Origin of the sequence: Dactylosporangium roseum (assembly GCF_025264685.1) — a bacterium.
Taxonomy (GTDB): Bacteria; Actinomycetota; Actinomycetes; order Mycobacteriales; family Micromonosporaceae; genus Dactylosporangium; species Dactylosporangium roseum.
Map to the genome: position 1 here is coordinate 6,388,343 of NZ_CP073721.1, position 19,690 is coordinate 6,408,032.

The window sequence follows — 19,690 nt, forward strand, 5'->3', positions numbered from 1 at the left end:
TTAACGGCAACCTTCGTTAAGCTCAAAATTGGCTGTGTTTCTTCTCAAAGATCGTAGAGACCGCAAGCCGTAACCGATCGGGCAATAGGCGTGGTTCACCCTTTTCTCACCTATTGGACACCGGCTCCACCGCGCGACCGGTGCCAGCGGATGCGGGTCCGTCGATTTACGGCCGGGACGTCCGGTTCACGCCCCTGATACCCGATCGAGGGTCGCGGCAAGCGAGTCGTAGTCGTACGCCCCGTCGTGGAGGGCCCCGTTGACGTAGAACGCCGGGACGTCGCCGACGCCGCTGTCCCGGCCACTGCTCAGGTCGCGGTCGATCCGTTCGTAGTGCGCACGGGTTCCCCCGGTGTCGGGCAGCCCGAACTGGTCGGCGTACCGCGCGAGGTCCGGGTCCTCGAGGCGGTCCTGATGGGCGAGGAGCAGCGCGTGCATCCCCCAGAACGCTCCGGCGTCGGCGGCGGCCTCGGCGAGCAGGGCGGCGGGCATCGCCCGGGGGTGGGCGTCGACGAGGGGAAAGTGGCGGAATGCGAAGCGCAGCCGGTCGCCGAGGCGCAACTGCAGGCGTTCCACGACACCGAAGGCCCGCCCGGTCCCAGGGGAGGCGTAGTCGCCGTACTCCACCAGGGTCAGCGGCGCGGTCGCGTAACCCTGGACGTGGTCGTCGCCGGTCAGCGGGAGACTCAACCTGGTACCCATGCGGTCATCCTGCCCATAACGGGCAGGATGACGCATGTGTGCGGTGCTAGTCCAGCAGCTCGGTCACCGTGCCGGCGCCGACGGTACGGCCACCCTCGCGGATGGCGAACCCGAGGCCGACGTCCATCGCGATCGGCTGGCCGAGCTCGACCGTCAGGTCGACGGTGTCACCCGGCATCACCATCGTGACCTCGCCGAGGTCGACCGAGCCCACCACGTCCGTGGTGCGGAAGTAGAACTGCGGCCGGTAGTTGGCGAAGAACGGCGTGTGCCGTCCACCCTCCTTCGTGGTGAGCGCGTAGACGTGCGCCCGGAACCGCCGGTGCGGCGCGACCGTGCCGGGCAGGGCGACCACCTGGCCGCGCTGCACCTCGTCACGGCGGACACCCCGCAGCAGCAGCGCCGCGTTGTCACCCGCCTCGGCCCGGTCGAGCTGCTTGCCGAACATCTCCAGGCCGGTCACCACGCTGGACCGGGTGGGTCCCAGCCCGACGATCTCGACCGGCGTGTTCAGCACCAGCTTGCCCCGCTCGACGGCGCCGGTGACGACGGTGCCCCGCCCGGTGATGGTGAGGACGTTTTCGATCGGCATCAGGAACGGCTCGCCCAGCACGCGCTCGGGCAGCGGCACGTACTCGTCGACCGCGTCGAGCAGGTCGACGACCGCCCGCGTCCACACCGGGTCGCCCTCCAGGGCCTTGAGCGCCGAGACGCGGATCACCGGGATGTCGTCCCCGGGGAACCCGTACTCGCTCAGCAGCTCGCGGACCTCGAGCTCGACCAGGTCGAGCAGCTCGGTGTCGTCGACCGCGTCGGCCTTGTTCATCGCCACGACGAGATAGGGCACGCCGATCCGGCGGGCGAGCAGCACGTGCTCGCGCGTCTGCGGCATGACCCCGTCGACGGCGCTGACGACCAGGATCGCGCCGTCGACCTGGGCCGCACCGGTGATCATGTTCTTCACGTAGTCGGCGTGACCGGGCATGTCGACGTGCGCGTAGTGGCGCGTCGCCGTCTCGTACTCGACGTGGGCGATGTTGATGGTGATGCCCCGGGTGATCTCCTCCGGCGCCCGGTCGATCCCCTCGAACGAGGTGTACCGGTTGACTGCCGGGTACCGCTCCGCGAGCACCTTGGTGATGGCGGCGGTCAGGGTCGTCTTGCCGTGGTCGACGTGACCCATCGTGCCGATGTTGAGATGGGGCTTGCTCCTCGTGTACGCCTGCTTGGCCATCTGACACTCCACAGTGGATTTGTGGTCCGGTGTGCAGAACCCTGTGCCGAGGCCGGGAATCCTCTTGGGAAGGGGGTCTCCGGCTCGGCCGGCTCACCCTCCTCCGTCGGTTCCGCGGGAAGCTGCGGGAGGAGGGTCAGCGTCGCAGGCCGGCCTCTAGCGCCGCGGCTAGCGCTGAAGGCGCCCAGGCGACCGCCGAGCCGGCCAGCAGGCCCAGCTCCAGGAAGGCGGTCGTCACGATCACGGGGCGAACCGTAGCGCGTCGCCGCACCGAGCGGCAACGCATTTCACTACGGCGTTGGACAAACACCCCCAGGGGGTATTCCTACTTGGGAAGACGCAGCGCGATCGTCGGCGCGTCGGCCATCACCGAGTTAGGCGCGCCGCCCTTGGCGACGTCGGCCGGCGGCCGGTCGGCCCGGCCGACGGTCACCTCGGGGTAGAGCTCGACCTCGTCCCACTCCCCCATCGCCTGGGCCTCGTGCCGGTTGAGCGCCACCTCACGCGGTGCCGCGGCGGCCGAGGTGCGGGCCAGCACCGCGGCACCGTTGGTGCTCACGTCGGTCACCAGCACCATGCCGTCGCGCAACTCCAGGCGGACGTGGTTGCGGCTCACCCGGCGGCTCGCCTCGTCGTCGAGCCAGTTGCCGATCGTGATGCCGTCCTCCGGGGCGCGGCCGACGACAACCGGCCGGGCCGCGGTCAGCGGGAAGCGGGTGCGGACCGTGCCGTTGATCCGCACCACCATCGGCACCGCGGGCGGGCGCACGCCGGCGTCGATGAGCCGCTCGCCGTGCCGGGGGCAGATCGGCGCGCCGCTGGGCAGGGCCGGCGGGGCCTGGCCCGCGCCGGCGGCCGGCGGGCGGCCGAACACCGGGCAGTCCCCGGCGGGGCACCGCCAGAACCGGCTCAGCACCGGATGCGGCCGGGGCGTCGACCCGGTCGACGGCGCCATCGTGAGGTCCATGCCGCCGCGGGCGCCGACCGTCACGTACACCGGGCCGGGGTGGCCGGGCAGCGGTACCCGGCTGATCACCGGCAGGCCGGTGAGCGCCGCGACCTCCCGCACACGGCCGCCGGGCCGCGCACCGGGTGGCAACATCTCCATCAGCCCGTCGTCGGACCAGCGGCGCAGCACCATCCGCTCGTTGGAGGTGAAGTCGGTGTCGGACATCGCGCCGCGCTCCGCGACGGCATAGAGCCCGACCCCGCCGTCACCCAACTGACGGCTGAGCGCGTCGACGAAGAGTCCGAGGCGGAGCAGCGCGGCCGGACGGCCGCCGTCGAGGTCGACGCTGCGGGCCGCCTCCACCAGGTCGATGACGCCACCCGCGACCAGCGGGTCGACGCTCAGTCTCCGCTCGATCGCGTCAAGTGCACGGCTGGTTTCGAATCGCACCCCGATATCATGGCATCAGTCCGGTGTCCGCAAAGCCGCCGCCGACCACCTTGGCAACCGGCGGCGGGCCTTGCGTCGCGCATCGGCGTCACCTCCGGGGGGAGAGGCGGGAAAGGCACCGGTGCGCGGTATACATGCCATGACTGTTGGTGACCAACGGTAGATCACCGTCCGGCGTGAGGACAGCGGTGAATGGCTGAATGAACCGCGGCCTCAGCCGCCGCAGACCTCGGCGACCTCGGCCAGCCGATGCGCGTCGATGCCGGTGCGCTGCTCGACGGCGAGCGGATGTTCGGTCGGCTCCAGTTCGACGAATGGCCGGCGCCCCGGCTCGCGGGTGTGCACCCGGGTCTTCAACTGCAGCGTCTCCGGGTAGCCCGGGATGTTGTTCGAGAGCCAGCCGAAGTACGGCTTCTCCTCGACGCGGCCGGGATCCTCCCAGCGCTCGACGGCCCGCTCGAAGTTCGCCGGGCTCAGGCTGACCCAGACGTTGTAGGTGAGCTGCTCCTCGGTGCCCTTCACCGGGATCTCGATCAGGCCCCGGATGAAGAAGTGCCGCTCCTCCCGCTCCGGGGTGTCGATGCAGCACAGCTCCTCTTCCAGGAACGATTCGCCGCCGACGCCCGGCGCGCTCCAGTAGTCCGGTGCGGAGAACGCCCAGACGCTGGGCACGTCGCCGAGGTCGAGCTCGCAACACTCGCAGACGAAAGTCACCGCGGCATCCTTGCAGACGACCGGCGGCGGCTTCCCGCGGGCCGGACCGCACGCCCGGCCCGGTTTCAGCTCTGGGACGCGATCTCCCGCGCGCGGTCGCGGGCCGCCTCCAGCGCGGCCAGGAACGCCGCACGGACGCCGTGGTTCTCCAGCTCCCGGATGGCGTTGATGGTGGTACCGGCGGGCGAGGTCACCGCCTCACGGAGCTTGACCGGGTGCTCGCCGGACTCGCGCAGCATCACGGCCGAGCCGACCGCCGACTGGACGATGAGGTCGTGCGCCACCTGGCGGGGCAGGCCGAGCAGGATGCCGGCATCGGTCATCGCCTCGACCAGGAAGTAGAAGTAGGCCGGGCCGGAGCCGGAGAGTGCGGTCACCGCGTCCTGCTGCGACTCGGGGACGCGGATCGTGCGCCCGAGCGGCCGGAACATCTCCTCGGTCTGGGCCAGGTGGTCGCCGGTCGCGTGCGAGCCGGCCGAGATCGCGGTCATGGCCTCGTCGACGAGTGCCGGGGTGTTCGTCATGACCCGGACGACGGGTGTCCCCTCGGGGAGGTACTTCGCGAAGAAGGTGGTGGGCAGGCCGGCGCAGAGCGACACCACGAGCTTGTCCCCGGGCACCTTGGGCCCGATGTCCTCGAGCAGCGTCCCGGCGTCCTGCGGCTTGACCGCGATCGTGAGCACGTCCGCCGCGCGCAGGGCGGTCTCGTTGTCGACGACGCGGATGCCGTAACGCTCGGTGAGCTCCTGGGCCCGCTCCGGCCGCCGCGCCGTGGCGATGAGCCGGTCGGCCGGCCAGCCGGCGCGCAGGAGCCCGGACAGCAGCACCTCGCCCAGCTTCCCGGCGCCGAGAACCGCAACGATCCGCACGTCGAACCTCCTCCGTTCGAGCCTCCCGGGGCACCGCACGGCGCGGACCGGCGCGGCTCCGGACTCCATCTTGCCGGCCGCCGAGCGGCCGCGGACAGCGCCGTGACCGGCTGCGGCCCGCGGGCTACAGGGTGGCCGCGAGGCGCTGCCGGTCACGGACTCCGTCAGGAACCGAAGAAGACCTCGGCCTCGGTGTACCGCTCGACGGGCACCGTCTTCAGCTCGCGCGTGGCCTCGACCAGCGGAACGCGGATGATGTCGACCCCTTGGAGAGCCACCATCTTGCCGAAGTCGCCCTCGTGGACCGCGTCGATCGCGTGCAGACCGAACCGGGTGGCCAGGACGCGGTCGAACGCGGTCGGGGTGCCGCCACGCTGGATGTGACCGAGGACGACCGTGCGGGCCTCCTTGCCGGTCTTCTCCTCCAGTTGCTCGGCCAGCCACTGACCGATGCCGCCCAGCCGGACGTGGCCGAACGCGTCGAGCTCCTGGTTGTGCAGCACCATCTGACCGTCGAGCGGCTGAGCGCCCTCGGCGACGACGACGATCGGCGAGTACTGCGTCTGGAAGCGCTTCTCGACGTAGCCCGCGACCTGGTCGACGTCGAACTGCCGCTCCGGCAGCAGGATGACGTTGGCACCGCCGGCGAGGCCGGCGTGCAGCGCGATCCAGCCGGCGTGGCGCCCCATGACCTCGACGACGAGGGTCCGGTGGTGCGACTCGGCGGTGGTGTGCAGCCGGTCAATCGCCTCCATGGCGATGTTGACCGCGGTGTCGAAGCCGAACGTGTAGTCGGTGGCGCCCAGGTCGTTGTCGATCGTCTTCGGCACGCCGACGACGTTGACCCCCAGGTCGGTCAGCTTCGCGGCGACGCCGAGGGTGTCCTCGCCACCGATCGCGACGAGCGCGTCGATGCCCAGGTCGGCCAGGTTGGACTTGATCTTCTCGACACCACCGTCGATCTTGAACGGGTTGGTGCGCGAGGAGCCGAGGATGGTGCCACCGCGCGGGAGGATGCCGCGCACCTGCGCGATGCCCAGCTCACGGGTGACGCCTTCGAGGGGTCCGCGCCAACCGTCACGGAAGCCCACGAACTCGTGCCCGTAGGTGGAGATTCCCTTGCGGACCACGGCACGGATGACCGCGTTGAGACCGGGGCAGTCGCCGCCACCGGTCAGTACGCCGATACGCATACTTGATCTTGCCTTCCTGGTTGCGTTGCTCGCTCGATCCGTGCGCACTGGCGCGGTCGAGCCGGAGTTACCCGCTCATGGCGACGCTGCCGATTCACTGCGCACTGTAGTCGCTTCACCTGAACGCTCAGCAGTCGTCCCTCCGGATTCCGAACTTCTTCGCCGACTCGTGTTCCTGTGCGAGGCGGCGCAGCGCGGCCAGCAACGAGTCACCGAGGATCGAGCCGACGACCGCGGCGTGCAGCATTTCCTCGGCGTCCGCGGTGCGCCCGACGAACCGCAGATCGTGCACCGCGATCCGCTCCGCCGCGTCGGCGTACTGCTCCAGCAGGTCCGCGACATCGGCTCCGACCTGCTCGAACGCGGCGAGCACCTCGGCGGCGGCCTGCCGGGCGGGCGCACCGGACCCGACGAGCCAGCCGCGGCGTGCCACGAGGTCGTCCACCCGGGCCTTCGCCGCCGTGACGGCTGCCGGCTCGACGGTGTCCCGGGTGGTCAGGATCGCCGGCAGGGCCGAGCCGAGCACCGAGTGCACGTCCGGGTCCGGCCGGTCCAGGGCGGCCAGAAGATCACGGATCGTGGCGATGGGCAGCCGGCCGATGTCCAGCAAGACCCGCACGAGCCGCAGCCGCTGGACGTGACGGTTGTCATATCTGGCCTGGTTGGGGCTGGTCAGCTCGCCGGACGGCAGGAGGCCCTCGCGCAGGTAGTACTTGATCGTCGGCACCGGCACGCCCGTCTTCTGACTCAACTCCGCGATGCGCATGAAACTCCTTCCGACCTTGATATGGATAGTGTAGCTTTCCAATAGCAGACAGCACCGCTATCCATTCTTGGGAGCCTCCGATGCGTGTCGCTCAACTTCACCGCCCCCTCGTCGTCGTCGCGGCCCTCATGGCCGCCCTCGCCGTCCTGGCGGCCGCCGGCATCACCGTCGACGACCGCATGCTGGTCGGCGTGCCGATCTGGCTCAAACCGCTCAAGTTCGCAGTGTCGATCGCCGTCTACGCCGTGACGATCGCCTGGATGGTGTCGCTCCTCGACCGCCACCGGCGCTTCGGCTGGTGGCTCGGCACCGTGATCGCCGCCACGATGCTGATCGAGATGGTGGTCATGGTGGGCCAGGCGGCGCGCGGGCACCAGAGCCACTTCAACAATCAAACCCCGCTCGACGCCACGTTGTTCAGCATCATGGGCGCCACGATCGCGATCGCCTGGCTCGCCACGCTCGGGCTCGGGATCCTGCTGCTCATCCAGCGGCTGCCGGACCGCGCCGACACGTTGGCGGTGCGCTTCGGCCTGCTGGCCGGGCTCGGCGGCATGGCGATCGGCGCCCTGATGACCATGCCGACCAAGGCGCAGCTCGCCGAGGACTCCCCCGGCATCGTCGGCGCGCACAGCGTCGGCGTCGCGGACGGCGGGCCCGGTCTGCCACTGGTCAACTGGAGCACGACCGGCGGGGACCTGCGCGCCGGGCACTTCATCGGCATGCACGCGCTGCAGGCACTGCCGCTGATCGCCTTCGGGCTGACACTGCTGTCGCGGCGGCTGCCCCGCCTGCGCGCCGCGGGGGTGCGCACCCGCCTCGTCGCGGTCGCCGGCCTCGCCTACGCCGGGCTCACCGTCCTCGTCACCTGGCAGGCGCTGCGCGGCCAGCCGCTGATCCACCCCGACGCGCTCACGCTCGCGGTCGCGGGCGGCCTGCTGCTCACGACGGCCGGTGGGGTGGTCTGGGCCGTCGCGCGGACCGGCGACACCGGCGACACTGCGGCACCGGCACCGGCGCCGGTCCCGGCCGAGGTGGCGTGATGGCGCCGGCGCTCTTCCAGCTTGCGTTTCTGGCGGCGGTACCGTTCTGGGCGCTCATGATCTTCACCCCGACCTGGCGGTGGACGCACCGGATCGTCTCGTCACCGCTGATCGTCCTGCCCGCGCTGGCCGTGTGGGCGGTCGCGATCGGGCCGGTGTTCGGCGACTTCACGGCGGAGATGCTCAGCCCCTCCATCGACGGGGTCCGGACCCTCTTCGCCGACGACACGGTGATCGCCGCCGTGTGGGCACAGGTGCTGGCGTGGGACCTGTTCGTCGGCCGCTGGATCTACCTGGACGGCCGGGAGCGGCGGATCCACCCGCTGATCACGGCCCCGGTGCTGGTGCTGACGATCCTGCTGTCGCCGATCGCCGTGCCGCTCTACCTGCTGCTGCGCTCGGCCCGCCCCGCGCCCGCCGCGCGACCGGCTACGCAGGACGCATGACCCGCCAGCGGGCGAGGTTGTGCCGGGCGTCCACCAGCGCGTCGTGCCGCCCCTCGGCGACCGGCAGCGGTGGACGCCCGGACTCGTCCCAGAGCTGGCGCAGGTCCTTGGTGAACCGGGGGATCTCCCGCGGCAGCGTGGGCATCGGCCCCCAGAGCTGCGCCAGTGCGACGTGGTCGTAGGCGGCGTACCAGGCCCAGAGCTCGACCTCGTCCGCCTTCCCGGTGCGCAGCGGCTCGGCGAGGAACTCGAGCAGGTCGTCGCGGATCCGGTCGCGGGAGCGCCACGCCTTGTCGGCCGGCGAGGGAAGCTTGTCGAGGACGTGGCGCCGCACCCACGGCACCGCGCGGGACTCGTCGAACTCGGTCGAGACGGCGTAGTACTCCCGTCCGTGCTCGTCGACGACGCCGATCGAGACCAGGTCGATCAGCCGTCCGTCCTCGATGAACTCACAGTCGTAGAAGTACCGGTGCACCACCATCCACTTCATCCTGCCCGGGCCGCCGCGACGGCGGTCAGCGGGGGTGGCCGGGTCACGTACCGTAGCCGGAAATGGGATCATCCGCCCTTCGGGTGCGACGTGCCGGATATCACCCGCGGGATGCGAACGGTCGCCGCGCCGAGCGCCGGCAGGTCGACCACGGGCGAGCGGCCGGGCCGGGTGCTCGCACCACCCGCGGCCCGGCCGCATCCCTCTCCACCGCCCCCGCCCCCCAGCGGTTCGCGTGGTGGCACTAGCCTGCCTGCGTGCTCATGCACGGGCTGTCGGTGAGCCGATGCGGGGGATGTACAGACTCCGACACGCGCGTCATGATCTGGTAGAAGTTCATTACTGTGCTCGTGATCACCTACCGTTGATCACGAGTCCGTTCAAGGCTGAACCGGGAGGGGTTTGACCGTGGAAGGTCGACTGCCAGATCCCGGCGACGCACTGACCGGTGTGGACATGTTCAGTGGTCTGGATCCCGACGTGCGTCAGCGGGTCATCCAGGCGGCAGTGCCACGGACATACCGCAAAGGCCAGCTGCTGTTCGTCGAAAACGATCCGGGCGAGTCACTCATCGTGCTCAAGCGCGGTGCCGTGATGGTGTTCCGGACCGCTCCGACCGGCGAGCGCGCGGTGCTTTCGGTGGTCCGTCCGCCCGACACGCTCGGCGAGGTCTCCCTGCTCGACGGGGCCGCCCGGTCCGCCTCCGCCGAGGCGATCGAGGACTGCCAGGCGCTCGCGCTGTCCCGGCACGCGTTCATCGAGCTGGTGCACGCCAACCCGCGCATCCTCGACGCCGTCATGCGGTCGCTGGGCGCGCTCATCCGGCGGCTCACCGAGCAGAACGCCGACCACGTCTTCCTCGACCTGCCCGGCCGGGTCGCCAAGACCCTGGTCCGGCTGGCCGGCGAGACCAACGCGCCGATGGTCACGATCGAGCTCAACCAGAGCCAGCTCGCCGAAATGGCGGGTGGCTCGCGGCAGAGCGTCAACCAGGCGATCGGCTCGTTCGCCAGTCGCGGCTGGCTGCGCACCGAGGGCCGCCGGATCGTGGTGACGGACCTCACCGCGCTGCGCCGCCGGGCCGGCATGATCGACCGCTAGCCGGCGCTCGCAGACCTTTCAAGCATCGTCGTCCGGACGGGCGGTCGGGCCGGCCCGACCGCCCGTCTCCTTGTTCCGTGTGCGCACGACACCGGCCGCCGCCAGCTCGGCGAGCGTGGTCGCGTCGACCTCGACCGTGGCACCGGCGGCGTGTGGCGTGCCTGTCGCATCCGTCCAGTCCCGGTCGAGTCGTACCTCTGGCATCGTTCGCCTCCCGTGTGTCGAACGTGAATGTACTCAACATTCCGCGTTCACGCGCTCTCTGTGCGTGCACCTGGTCGGTGCGGTCGCCGACATGTGAGGATGTGTTTCTCAGCGAGGTTCGGGAGTGTCGGCGATTTCCAGTCAGTGCGCACGCTGCGGCCGTCAGGCAGGCGAGGGCGACCGGTTCTGTGGCGGATGCGGTGCCGAGCTGAGCCCGGCCTGCGTCACGTGCGGCCGCACCCTGAGCCCGGACGCCGCGTTCTGCACCGGCTGCGGCACCCCGCGCGACGCCACCGCCGCGGTCCGCAACCTCTCCCGCGCCGAGCGCCCGATGGGCCGCGCGACGGTGCCGATCCCGGCACCCCGCAGCGAGGACCGCCGCCGCATCAGCGTGCTGTTCGTCGACCTCATCGACTTCACGCCGTATGTCGAGCGCGCCGATCCCGAGCTGGTCCGCGAGTTGCAGCAGAGCTTCTTCTCCACCGCCCGGGAGGTCATCGGGCAGTACGGCGGCGTGGTCGAGAAGTACATCGGCGACGCCGTCATGGCGCTCTTCGGCGCCCCGGTCGCGACCGAGACCGACGCGGTGCGCTGCGTGCGGGCCGGACTGGAGCTGCAGCGCGTCCTGGCCCGCTACGCCAACGTCGCCGAGGGCACCACCGATCGGGCGCTGCGCTTCCGGGTCGGCGTGGCCACCGGCGAGGCCCTCGTCGACGTCGCCGCGGCCCGTGACGGCGGGCAGGCCATCGTCGCCGGCGACGTGGTCAACACCGCCTCCCGGCTGCAGTCCCTCGCCCCGCCCGGCGGCGTGCTCGTCTGCGGCAGCACCTATGCGTTGACCAAGTCCTCGATCCGCTACGAGGCCCAGCCACCGGCGACGCTGCGCGGCCGGTCCACGCCGACCGAGGTCTGGCTCGCGCTCGCCCCGCTGCGGCGCAACCACCCGGACCGTGAGGCCGGCTCGACCCCGCTGGTCAACCGCACCCACGAGCTCAGCCTGCTGGTCAACGCGCTGCACCGCGGCCTGCGCGAGCGCACCCCGCAACTGGTCACCGTGCTCGGCCACGCCGGCATCGGCAAGAGCCGGCTGGTCCACGAGCTGTTCCTGCACGCCGAGCGGCTCTTCGACGCGCCGGTCGCCTGGCGCACCGGCCGCTGCCCGCCGTTCGGGGCGAACGTCGCGTATGCCGCCCTCGCCGACATCGTCAAGGCGCAGGCGGGCATCCTCGACACCGACAGCGCGGAGACCACCCGGGAGCGGCTCGACACGGCCCTGGCGGCGATCGTGAGCCCGTCGGAGGCCGAGCGGCTCGCCGAGGCGCTCAGCCCGCTCGTCGGCCTCGACGGGCCGAAGATGGCCGCCGACGAGACCGAGTCGGCGTGGCGGCGGTTCGTCGTGGCGCTGGCCGCGCACCGCCCGACCGTGCTCGTCTTCGAGGACCTGCACTGGGCCGACGAGTCGATGATCAGGTTCGTCGAGCGGCTCGCCGCCTCCGTGCGCGACGTGCCGCTGCTGCTGCTGTGCACGGCGCGTCCAGAGTTCCTGGAGCGCAACCCGAGCTGGGCCGGCGCGGTCGCCGGGTCGGTGACCATCACGCTGCCACCGCTGCGGGACGCCGAGATCGCGACCATGTATGCGCACCTGCTCGGCCAGGCCGCGTTCCCGACCGGCTCGCTCAGCTCGCTGGTGGAGCTCGCCGACGGCAATCCGCTGTACGCGCTGGAGTACACGCGCATGCTCGCCGAGCAGGGCAACCTGCGGGCCACCGACGCGCTCGGCCGGACCCTGCCCATGCCCGACAGCGTCCACGCCGTCATCGCCAACCGGGTCGACCTGCTCGACGCCGCCGACCGGGCCGTCCTGCAGGCCGCCGCCGTCGTCGGCATGAACTTCTGGCCCGGCGCGGTCGGCGCCGCGATGAGCCGCCCCGCCGACAGCATCGAGCGCTCGCTGCGCCGGCTCGAGCAGCGCGACCTCATCCACGAGCAGGCGGCCTCGACGATGGCCGGCCAGACGGAGTACCGCTTCGGCCACGTCCTGGTGCGGGACGTCTGCTACCAGCGGCTCCCCCGCACCGAGCGGGTCGCGCGGCACGAGCTGACCGCCGAGTGGCTCGACGGCGTGGCCGCCGACCGGAACACCGACCTGGCCGAGGTCGTGGCCAACCACCGGAACACGGCCTACGAGATCGCGCAGTCGCTGGGGCTCGACGCCAAGCGGTACAGCGTGCCCGCCCGGGACGCGCTGCACCGGGCCGCCCGGCGCGCGTACGCGTTGCACGCCCTCGACGCCGCCGCCGCGCACGTCGGCAAGGCCCTGGCGCTGTGCGACGGCGAGACCGATCGCCCGGAGCTGCTGCGCATCGAGCAACTGGCCAACGAGATCAGGTTCTACGCCGACCCGCAGGGCTTCCTCGACACGGGCGGCGCCGACCACCTCGCCGGGCTCGCCGAGCGGCTCTACGCGGCCGGCGACCAGGCCGGGGCGGCCCGCGCGTGGACGGTCCGCGGCCAGGCCGCCTGGCTGCGCGCCGACCGGCTCGACGCGCTGTCCTGCCTCGACCGGGCGGTCGAGCTCTTCGACGAGCTGCCCGACGGCCCGCAGAAGGCCGACGCGTATGCCGAGCTGGGCCGCCTGCACATGTCGAACTTCGAGGTCGAGCCGGCCGTCGCCGCGGCCAGCGTGGCCGCCGAGATCGCCGACCGCCTCGGCCTGATCGAGGTCGCCACCGGCGCCCGGATCACGATCGGCACGGCGCTGTTCCAGGCCGGCGACCGGTCCGGGCTGGTCGAGCTGCAGTCGGCGCTGGAGGTGTGCCGCGAGCGGCGGCTGCTGTCCGAGCACCGGGCGTTGCGCAACGTCGCCTGGGCGCTGCTGGAGGACGGCGACTGGACCGCCTCGCAGGCGCTGCTGGAAGACAGCGGCGACGTGGTCCCCGGCAGCCACACCCTCGCCATCGGCTTCTCCGAGGCGGCGCAGACGGCGTACTTCACCGGCGACTGGCCGGCCCTGATCCGCGCCGCCGAGGCCGCGCTGGCCGAGTCGGGCCTGGAGTGGGATCTGCAGATCGTCGGCGTGCACGCCTGGATGAAGGTCCTGTCGTCGCTGGAGCCCGTCGGCGACGGCGTCGAGGATCTCCTCGCGGCCGGCCGCCGCAGCGGGTTCTACCGGCTGCAGTGGACGGTGCTCGGCCAGAGCGCGCTGTGCCGGGCGTTACAGGGCCGCGAGCAGGAGGCGGAGGCGCTCATCGTCGAGCTCGCGAAGAGCTGGCGCGAGGTCCGGGCCATCGCCAGCGGTGAGTGGATCGACGCGACGGCTCACGCGGCCGTCCTGTCCGGGCGCCCCGCGATGGTGGCGATCCGCGACATGCTGGTCGACGTCCCCCACCGCACCCCCTGGGTCGAGGCGGCGATGCGGACCATCACGGGCGGCATGGCCGGCCTGGACGGGGACTACGTCAGGGCGGCCGACATGCACCTGGCCGCGGCCGGGATCTACTGCGAGATCCCGAACGCGTCGGCCCGCATGCTGTCGCTGACCTGGGCCGTACGGGCCCTGGGCCAGGTGGGCGACGAGGACCGCCTGGAGCCGTGGCGCAGCGAGCTGGTCGCGTTCGCCACCCAGGCCGACGCCCCCCGCCTGCTGGTGCTGGCCGGGCTGCCCCCGATCTAGCGCGGTGCCCACCACCGCTCGCCGCCTCCTTGCCCGCCGATCTTGCAGTTGTGGTGCCTGACAAACCGGGCATCCAGGGAGTGTCTCGGCACCACAACTGCAAGATCGGCAGAGAAAAGAGGGGTTACACCGCGACGGGCTCGGCGGGCTTGGAGGTCGCCGCGGCGTTCTTGACCTTCTGCGCGTACATGTCGATGTACTCGCGGCCGGAGAGGACCATCAGCTCGTACATGATCTCGTCCGTCACCGCGCGCTCGATGAACCGGTCGCCCGACATTCCGGCATATCGGGAGAAGCTGAGCGGCGGGCCGAACTTGATGTGCACCCGCTTGAGGTTCGGCAGCCTCTGGCCGATCGGTTGCACTTTGTCCATGTTCATCATCGCTACGGGTACCACCGGAGCGCCCGACTCCAGCGCGAGCCGCGCCACGCCGGTCTTGCCCCGGTAGAGCCGCCCGTCGGGCGAGCGCGTGCCTTCGGGGTAGATGCCGAAGATGCCGCCCGCACGCAGGATGTTCAGCCCGACCTCCAGGGCGGCGCGCGCCGCCTTGCCGCCGGAGCGGTCGATCGGGACCTGGCCGGTGCCGGCGAAGAAGAGCTTGGTGAGCCAGCCCTTCAGTCCCTTTCCGGTGAAGTACTCCGCCTTGGCCGGGAAGGTGACCCGGCGCCGGACGCTCAGGGGCATGAAGATCGAGTCGGCGAACGAGAGGTGGTTGCTGGCGATGATCACCGGCCCGTCGGCAGGGACGTGCTCCAGTCCTTCGACCTTCGGACGGAAGATGAGCTTCAACCAAGGCCCGAGGACGATGTACTTCAGGACCCAATAGAGCACGGCCAGCCTTTCAAGATCGCGCGACAATCGGTGATGACCGTCGCAATGAGCGTACGAACCAGTACGGCACACCACAACGCACTCCCGGAAGCACGCCCGGGCATGTCAGGATTTCGGTCAGCGGGAAGTTCGCGGCGCACCCGGAGTCGCGAGGGCCACCGCGGGGAGGGGCGAGCTGTGCCAGGGGGCGGGGCGCGGCGCGGCCGGCGGGACAACGGCCTGGTAGCGCAGGAATACGCAGTGGTCGGCGACGTCGATCCCCGGGTCGGGGAGCACCTCCTCGACGTGTTGGCGGCCGGCGGGATCGCCGCATACCTTCAGCCTGCCACCGATCTGCATCCGGTGACGCGCACCACCACGCTGCCCGCCCGGCCCACCGACCGGCTCTACGCTGATCGGGAGCACCTCGCAACGGCACGGGACTTTCTGACCCGGCTCACCTCCGTGCCCGAGCAGCACACCCCGCCCGCCGAGGCCGCTCACCCGGCCACGGCGTCCCCCACCCCGCCGGCCGCACGCGACAAGCCGCCCTCCCGCGAGAAGCCCTCGCCGGAGGCGCCCGGCCAGGAGGCGTCCGCTCAGGAGGCCAAGACGAGCCGCAAGTCCGACGACGAAACGTTCGCCAGCATCATCGCGGGCTTCCACACCACCGTCGACCCCGGCTCCGCCCCCTGGCCCGCCGCCGAGGACCTCGACTCGTCGAGCAGCACCGTCCCCGACATGGACACCGAGCCGGCCCCCCGCACGCCGCTGCGCCGACCCGCGGACGCCGTGGACCGGTCGCTGCTGGACAGCCTCGACACGTTCGGCGCGGACCTGCCGGACGACGACGAGGAGGGGTACACGCCGCCACCCCCGCCCCCGCTGCCCAGGATCGCGCCGTCGACCCTGCTGGCGGTGGTGGCCCTGATCGCCGGCCTGCTGCTGCTCTTCTGGCCGGACCTGCTCCCGCTCGGCGCGCAGACGACCCTGTTCCTGGGGTTCGCGGCGGTGCTGGCCGGGTTCGTCACCTTGATCCTCCGGCTGCGCCCGGGCGACGAGGAGGACGACGACCCGGACAACGGCGCCAAGGTCTGACCGCTCCCCCGGCGGTCAGCGGGACTTCTCCAGCCAGTCCAGGATCGCGTCGATGGGCTCCTGCCACCGCGCGTCCAGCATCAGGTCGTGGCCCATGCCCGGGAACAGCAGCGGAGAGCCGCCGTAACGGCGGGCCACCCACTCCAGCGCCGCGCCGGACACCACCCTGTCGTCCGGGCTGCCCACCACCAGGACCGGCGGGTCGCCCACCGCCGGCTCCGGCCGACGGCGGCGGATGAGCTGCCGCTGGGCGGCGGCCGGCACGCGTTGGAGACGCTTCGCGTACGACTGCGCGAGGTTCGCCGGCAGGCCGCGGCTGAAGAGCTGGGAGGGCCGCAGCGACACCCGGCCGCCGAACAGGCCCGGCAGCGTGCCGGCCGGGTTGCGGCGCAGCATGCCGAACGCCGTGCCCGGGCCGCCGAAGACGGGCGCCACCAGGACACCGGCCCGAGCCGGGTAGCGGGCGAGCGCCTGCGCCACGACCAGCGCGCCGGCACCGTGTCCCACCAGCACCGCCTGCTTCGGCAGCGAGGCGGCGACCTGCGCGACGTCGTGGACGTAGTCGCGCAGCCGCGCCTGCGGGAAGGGCCCGCTGCCGCCGTGGCCGCGCAGGCTCATCGCATAGGCCGGGAACCCGCGCCCGGCGGTGTGCTCCAGCCAGTGCTGGGCGAACGCCCAGGCGGCGTGGCCGTAGCCGGGGACGAACAGGACCGGTGGGCCCAGCTCACCGGCGTCGGGAACGGCGTCGAGGACCTCACGCCGCACGGGCGCCGGAGGGCTCGACCACTCGTCCGAGCGCATCACGCGCGTGCTCAACGGACCGCCTCCAGCTCGTGCAGGGCCTTCTCCAGCTCGCGCAGGTACACGAAGTGGCTCACCTCGAACCAGTGCCGCGTGGAGTCGGTGACCTTGCCCTGGGTGTACCGCCGGTCCCCCTCCTGCCGCAGCCTGGCCCAGATCGCCCTCGACCTGTCCGGCGCGGCGTCGAGGACGCGGAGCCATTGCGCGATGAACACCGTCTGCCAGTGCGACAGCGTGAACAGCGCCGAGTCGGGCTGCAGGAGCCCCGCGACGGCGAGGGTCGGGTGGCTGCGCGACAGCATCCGCAGCGCGAGCCGCGGCCGGCCGGCGGCGTCCATGGACAGCAGCTCCGGGGCGAGGAACTCGAACTTCGGCAGGTAGCCGGTCGCGAAGACCACCAGCTCCGGGTCGACCACCCGCCCGTCGGCGAGGGTCACCTCCGTCCGGCCGAAGTGCCGCACGTCCGGCACGGGCGTGATGCCGCCGTGCCCGAGGTAATACGGTAGCTGGCTGTTGAGCAGCGGGTGCATCTCGAGGATGCCGTGGTCCGGCTTCGGCAGGCCGAACCGGGTGAGGTCGCCGACCGTCATCTTGATCGTCCGGTGCAACAGCCATTGGCGCAGCTTGAACGGCAGCCGCATCGCCAGGATCCGGTCGTTGACCTGGTCGGCGGGGCGGCCGAGCGCGAACTTCGGCGCGTACCAGTAGCCGCGCCGGGTCGAGTGCCAGCACCTCGCCGCCTGCTGCGCCGCCTCGACGGCGATGTCACAGCCGGTGTTGCCGGCCCCGACGACGAGCACCTTCTTGCCGCGGAGCTGTGCGGCGTCCTTGTACTGGCTGGCGTGGATCACCTTGCCGCGGAAGTCGGCCAGCCCTTCGTACTCCGGCATCTTCGGCGACCAGTTGTGACCGTTGGCGGCGACCACGGCCGCGTAGCGCATGGTGCGCGGCGCGCCGCCCCGCGAGCCCCGGACGGTGACGTCCCACCGCGGCGGGCCGCCGCCGGCGTCCTCGGCCGGCTCCACCCGGGCCACGTCGGTGCCGAACCAGATGTGGTCGCGCAGCGAGAAGTGGTCGGCGTAGCGCTCGAAGTAGGTGAGGAGCTGCGAGTGGTGCGGGTAGTCCGGCCACTCGTCCGGCATCGGGAAGTCGGGGAACTGCGTGAAGGGCTTCGACGAGATGAGGTGCGTGCTGGCGTAGACCGGGCTGCGGTCGTGCCGCCAGTTCCACCCGCCGCCGACACCTGTCTCCCGCTCGTAGCAGTCGACACCGAACCCTGCCTCGCGGAGGTTCTTGATCGCGGTCAACCCGGTCCCGCCCGCGCCGATGACGCAGACGGTGTCGCCGCGGTCGTAGACCGGCTCCCCGTCGCGCCAGTGGGTCGCGTTGCCGGTGGGATCCCCGGCGAAGCCGTCGAATCCGCTGTCGGAACTCACCCGTCGCCTCCCCACTGCACCGGTATGCGCGCAGATCCTCGTCCGGTGGAAGGGGGTTTGTCCAGTCCGACTAGTCGATCTCCAGATCGACCACGACGGGGAAGTGGTCGCTCGCGGCGTGGGCCTGCGCAGTGTCGACGACGTCGTACTGGAGCACACGGATCCGCGGATCGGCGAACACCGCGTCGATACGGTCCCGGGGAGCCGTGCACGGGAACGTGTGCCGCTCGTCGTCGCCGGCGGTGTCGGCGAGGCCGTCGGCGAGCATCCGCCAGGCGGCCCCGCCCGAGTTCTCGTTGAGGTCGCCGCCGAACACCACCGGCTCGGCGACCTCGTCGAGGTACTTCTTCAGCAGCGCCGCCTGATGCGGACGCTCGTTGGCGTCGGTGGACAGGTGCGAGCCGACCGCCACGAAGGTCGAGCGGCCGATGCGGCAGCGCACGAACGCCGCGCCGCGCATGTGGCGGCCCGGCGTCAGCGGATACCGCACGTTCCAGTTCTCGACGGTCCGCACCCGCAGGTTGGTGAGGATCAGGTTGCCCAGCGACGGCAGCCCTCCCCCGCCGACCACCAGGTCGAAGTCGCGCGCCAGGTCGGCCGACTTCTGCCGCCAGCGGAACCGGCGGGGTGCCTCCTGCAGGATCGCGACGTCGGGCGCGATCTCCCGGACGATCGACGCGAGCGCGCGCCGATCGTCCCGCAGCGAGTGCAGGTTGTACGAGAGCACGCGCACCTTGGTCATACCGTCACACCCGCGCCAGGTCCGCCGCCCCGACCACGCCGGCGAGGTTGCCCATCAGTGCCGGGCGCACCTCGGCGACCGGCAGCCGGCCGCGCTGGGCGAGTTGCTCCTCGTAGCTGGCCCGCGCCGGCTTCATCAGCAGCTCGCCGGCGTCGATCACGCCGCCGCCGACCACGATGACCTGCGGGTCCAGGATCTGCACGACGTCGGCGAACGCGACGCCCAGCCAGCGGCCGATCTGCTCGAACGCGGCGATCGCGACCGGGTCGCCGGCCCGCGCCGCCTGGGTGATCGCCGGGCCGTCGATCTTGTCGACCTCGCCGCCGACCAGGTTGAGGAGCTGCTCGGCGGCCTCGGGCCGCTCGCGGGCGTCGGCGCGGGCGAAACGGACGAGGGCCCGGCCGCTCGCGTACTGCTCCAGGCAGCCGTGCCGGCCGCAGCCGCACCGGTGACCGGCGGGGACCATCATCGCGTGACCGAGCTCGCCGGCGATGCCGTGTGCGCCGCGGATGAGGTTGCCGCCGATGACGATGCCGCTGCCGATGCCGGTGCCGACGGTGAACAGGACCATCGAGTCGTCGGCGTCGTGCGCGGCGCCGAACCGGAACTCCGCCCAGGCCGCGACGTTGCCGTCGTTCTCGATCACGCAGGGCAGCCCGACGGCGGCGACGATCTTGTCGCGCAGCGGCTCGTTGCGCCAGGCCAGGTTGGGCGCGAACTGCACGATCGACCGCGTGGCGTCGATCCAGCCGGCCGCGCCGATGCCGACGGCGTCGACCGGGTGCGACGCGGCCAGCTCCTTGATCACGTCGATGATCCGGCCGGCCGTCTCGCCCGGGTCCTGCGCGGGCGTGTCGCGCCGCGTCTGCACGAGCACGTCACCCGCGGAGTCGACGACACCGCCGAGCACCTTGGTCCCGCCGATGTCGACGCCGATGGTCAGCCCCACTGCGGCAGACTCCTCTCGT

General features: G+C 71.7%; 19 protein-coding genes. 5 read left to right on the top strand and 14 right to left on the bottom strand.

Annotation, left to right across the window (positions count from 1 at the left end):
- Positions 1 to 186: 186 nt before the first annotated feature.
- From Drose_RS29940 to Drose_RS29970, 7 genes are all read right to left on the bottom strand, one after another.
- On the bottom strand, positions 187 to 702 hold the full coding sequence (locus Drose_RS29940; RefSeq protein WP_260724630.1) for a DsbA family protein: 516 nt from the start codon (positions 700 to 702) through the stop codon (positions 187 to 189).
- 46 nt (positions 703 to 748) lie between these two features.
- Positions 749 to 1,936: an elongation factor Tu gene (gene tuf / locus Drose_RS29945; protein WP_260724631.1), complete on the bottom strand. Its 1,188-nt coding sequence runs from the start codon at positions 1,934 to 1,936 to the stop codon at positions 749 to 751.
- A gap of 325 nt (positions 1,937 to 2,261) precedes the next feature.
- Complete coding sequence (locus Drose_RS29950; protein ID WP_260724632.1) at positions 2,262 to 3,335, bottom strand: FHA domain-containing protein; 1,074 nt, start codon at positions 3,333 to 3,335, stop codon at positions 2,262 to 2,264.
- Positions 3,336 to 3,548: 213 nt separating this feature from the next.
- Positions 3,549 to 4,049, bottom strand: coding sequence for a DUF2199 domain-containing protein (locus Drose_RS29955; protein ID WP_260724633.1), 501 nt, complete (start codon positions 4,047 to 4,049; stop codon positions 3,549 to 3,551).
- Between the two features lie 65 nt (positions 4,050 to 4,114).
- Entirely contained in the window at positions 4,115 to 4,918 is an 804-nt protein-coding gene (gene proC, locus Drose_RS29960; protein WP_260724634.1) for a pyrroline-5-carboxylate reductase, read from the bottom strand.
- Positions 4,919 to 5,082: 164 nt separating this feature from the next.
- Complete coding sequence (locus Drose_RS29965; protein WP_260724635.1) at positions 5,083 to 6,111, bottom strand: 6-phosphofructokinase; 1,029 nt, start codon at positions 6,109 to 6,111, stop codon at positions 5,083 to 5,085.
- A gap of 127 nt (positions 6,112 to 6,238) precedes the next feature.
- Positions 6,239 to 6,877 carry a MerR family transcriptional regulator gene (locus Drose_RS29970; RefSeq protein WP_260724636.1) on the bottom strand — a complete coding sequence of 213 codons (639 nt, stop codon included), beginning with the start codon at positions 6,875 to 6,877 and terminating at the stop codon, positions 6,239 to 6,241.
- Between the two features lie 80 nt (positions 6,878 to 6,957).
- On the opposite strand from Drose_RS29970, the gene Drose_RS29975 reads away from it, so the two are divergent.
- Positions 6,958 to 7,920, top strand: a complete 963-nt coding sequence (locus Drose_RS29975; RefSeq protein ID WP_260724637.1) for a hypothetical protein — start codon at positions 6,958 to 6,960, stop codon at positions 7,918 to 7,920.
- Positions 7,920 to 8,366, top strand: a complete 447-nt coding sequence (locus Drose_RS29980; RefSeq protein WP_260724638.1) for an ABA4-like family protein — start codon at positions 7,920 to 7,922, stop codon at positions 8,364 to 8,366. Before Drose_RS29975 ends, Drose_RS29980 begins: the two co-directional genes overlap by 1 nt.
- On the opposite strand, the gene Drose_RS29985 is transcribed toward Drose_RS29980, so the two are convergent.
- The gene (locus Drose_RS29985; RefSeq protein ID WP_260729857.1) at positions 8,350 to 8,844 is read right to left on the bottom strand and encodes a polyadenylate-specific 3'-exoribonuclease AS; all 495 of its coding nucleotides are present in this window, start codon (positions 8,842 to 8,844) and stop codon (positions 8,350 to 8,352) included. The two genes, Drose_RS29980 and Drose_RS29985, sit on opposite strands and share 17 nt — an antisense overlap.
- 420 nt (positions 8,845 to 9,264) lie before the next feature.
- Here Drose_RS29985 and Drose_RS29990 point away from each other — a divergent pair, with 420 nt between their 5' ends.
- Positions 9,265 to 9,957, top strand: coding sequence for a Crp/Fnr family transcriptional regulator (locus tag Drose_RS29990; protein ID WP_260724639.1), 693 nt, complete (start codon positions 9,265 to 9,267; stop codon positions 9,955 to 9,957).
- Positions 9,958 to 9,975: 18 nt separating this feature from the next.
- Here the strand turns inward: Drose_RS29990 and Drose_RS29995 are convergent, their stop codons facing one another.
- Positions 9,976 to 10,161: a hypothetical protein gene (locus tag Drose_RS29995; protein WP_260724640.1), complete on the bottom strand. Its 186-nt coding sequence runs from the start codon at positions 10,159 to 10,161 to the stop codon at positions 9,976 to 9,978.
- A gap of 124 nt (positions 10,162 to 10,285) precedes the next feature.
- Between Drose_RS29995 and Drose_RS30000 the strand changes: the two genes are divergently transcribed.
- The gene (locus Drose_RS30000; protein WP_260724641.1) at positions 10,286 to 13,834 is read left to right on the top strand and encodes an adenylate/guanylate cyclase domain-containing protein; all 3,549 of its coding nucleotides are present in this window, start codon (positions 10,286 to 10,288) and stop codon (positions 13,832 to 13,834) included.
- Between the two features lie 124 nt (positions 13,835 to 13,958).
- On the opposite strand, the gene Drose_RS30005 is transcribed toward Drose_RS30000, so the two are convergent.
- Positions 13,959 to 14,666, bottom strand: a complete 708-nt coding sequence (locus tag Drose_RS30005; protein WP_260729858.1) for a lysophospholipid acyltransferase family protein — start codon at positions 14,664 to 14,666, stop codon at positions 13,959 to 13,961.
- 177 nt (positions 14,667 to 14,843) lie between these two features.
- On the opposite strand from Drose_RS30005, the gene Drose_RS30010 reads away from it, so the two are divergent.
- Positions 14,844 to 15,743, top strand: coding sequence for a DUF308 domain-containing protein (locus tag Drose_RS30010; RefSeq protein ID WP_260724642.1), 900 nt, complete (start codon positions 14,844 to 14,846; stop codon positions 15,741 to 15,743).
- A gap of 15 nt (positions 15,744 to 15,758) precedes the next feature.
- Here the strand turns inward: Drose_RS30010 and Drose_RS30015 are convergent, their stop codons facing one another.
- From Drose_RS30015 to Drose_RS30030, 4 genes are all read right to left on the bottom strand, one after another.
- The gene (locus Drose_RS30015) at positions 15,759 to 16,544 is read right to left on the bottom strand and encodes an alpha/beta hydrolase (protein ID WP_260729859.1); all 786 of its coding nucleotides are present in this window, start codon (positions 16,542 to 16,544) and stop codon (positions 15,759 to 15,761) included.
- A gap of 11 nt (positions 16,545 to 16,555) precedes the next feature.
- Positions 16,556 to 17,980 carry a flavin-containing monooxygenase gene (locus Drose_RS30020; RefSeq protein ID WP_390891250.1) on the bottom strand — a complete coding sequence of 475 codons (1,425 nt, stop codon included), beginning with the start codon at positions 17,978 to 17,980 and terminating at the stop codon, positions 16,556 to 16,558.
- 70 nt (positions 17,981 to 18,050) lie between these two features.
- Entirely contained in the window at positions 18,051 to 18,722 is a 672-nt protein-coding gene (locus tag Drose_RS30025) for an endonuclease/exonuclease/phosphatase family protein (RefSeq protein ID WP_260724643.1), read from the bottom strand.
- 4 nt (positions 18,723 to 18,726) lie between these two features.
- Positions 18,727 to 19,671: an ROK family glucokinase gene (locus Drose_RS30030; protein ID WP_260724644.1), complete on the bottom strand. Its 945-nt coding sequence runs from the start codon at positions 19,669 to 19,671 to the stop codon at positions 18,727 to 18,729.
- Between the last annotated feature and the right edge of the window lie 19 nt (positions 19,672 to 19,690).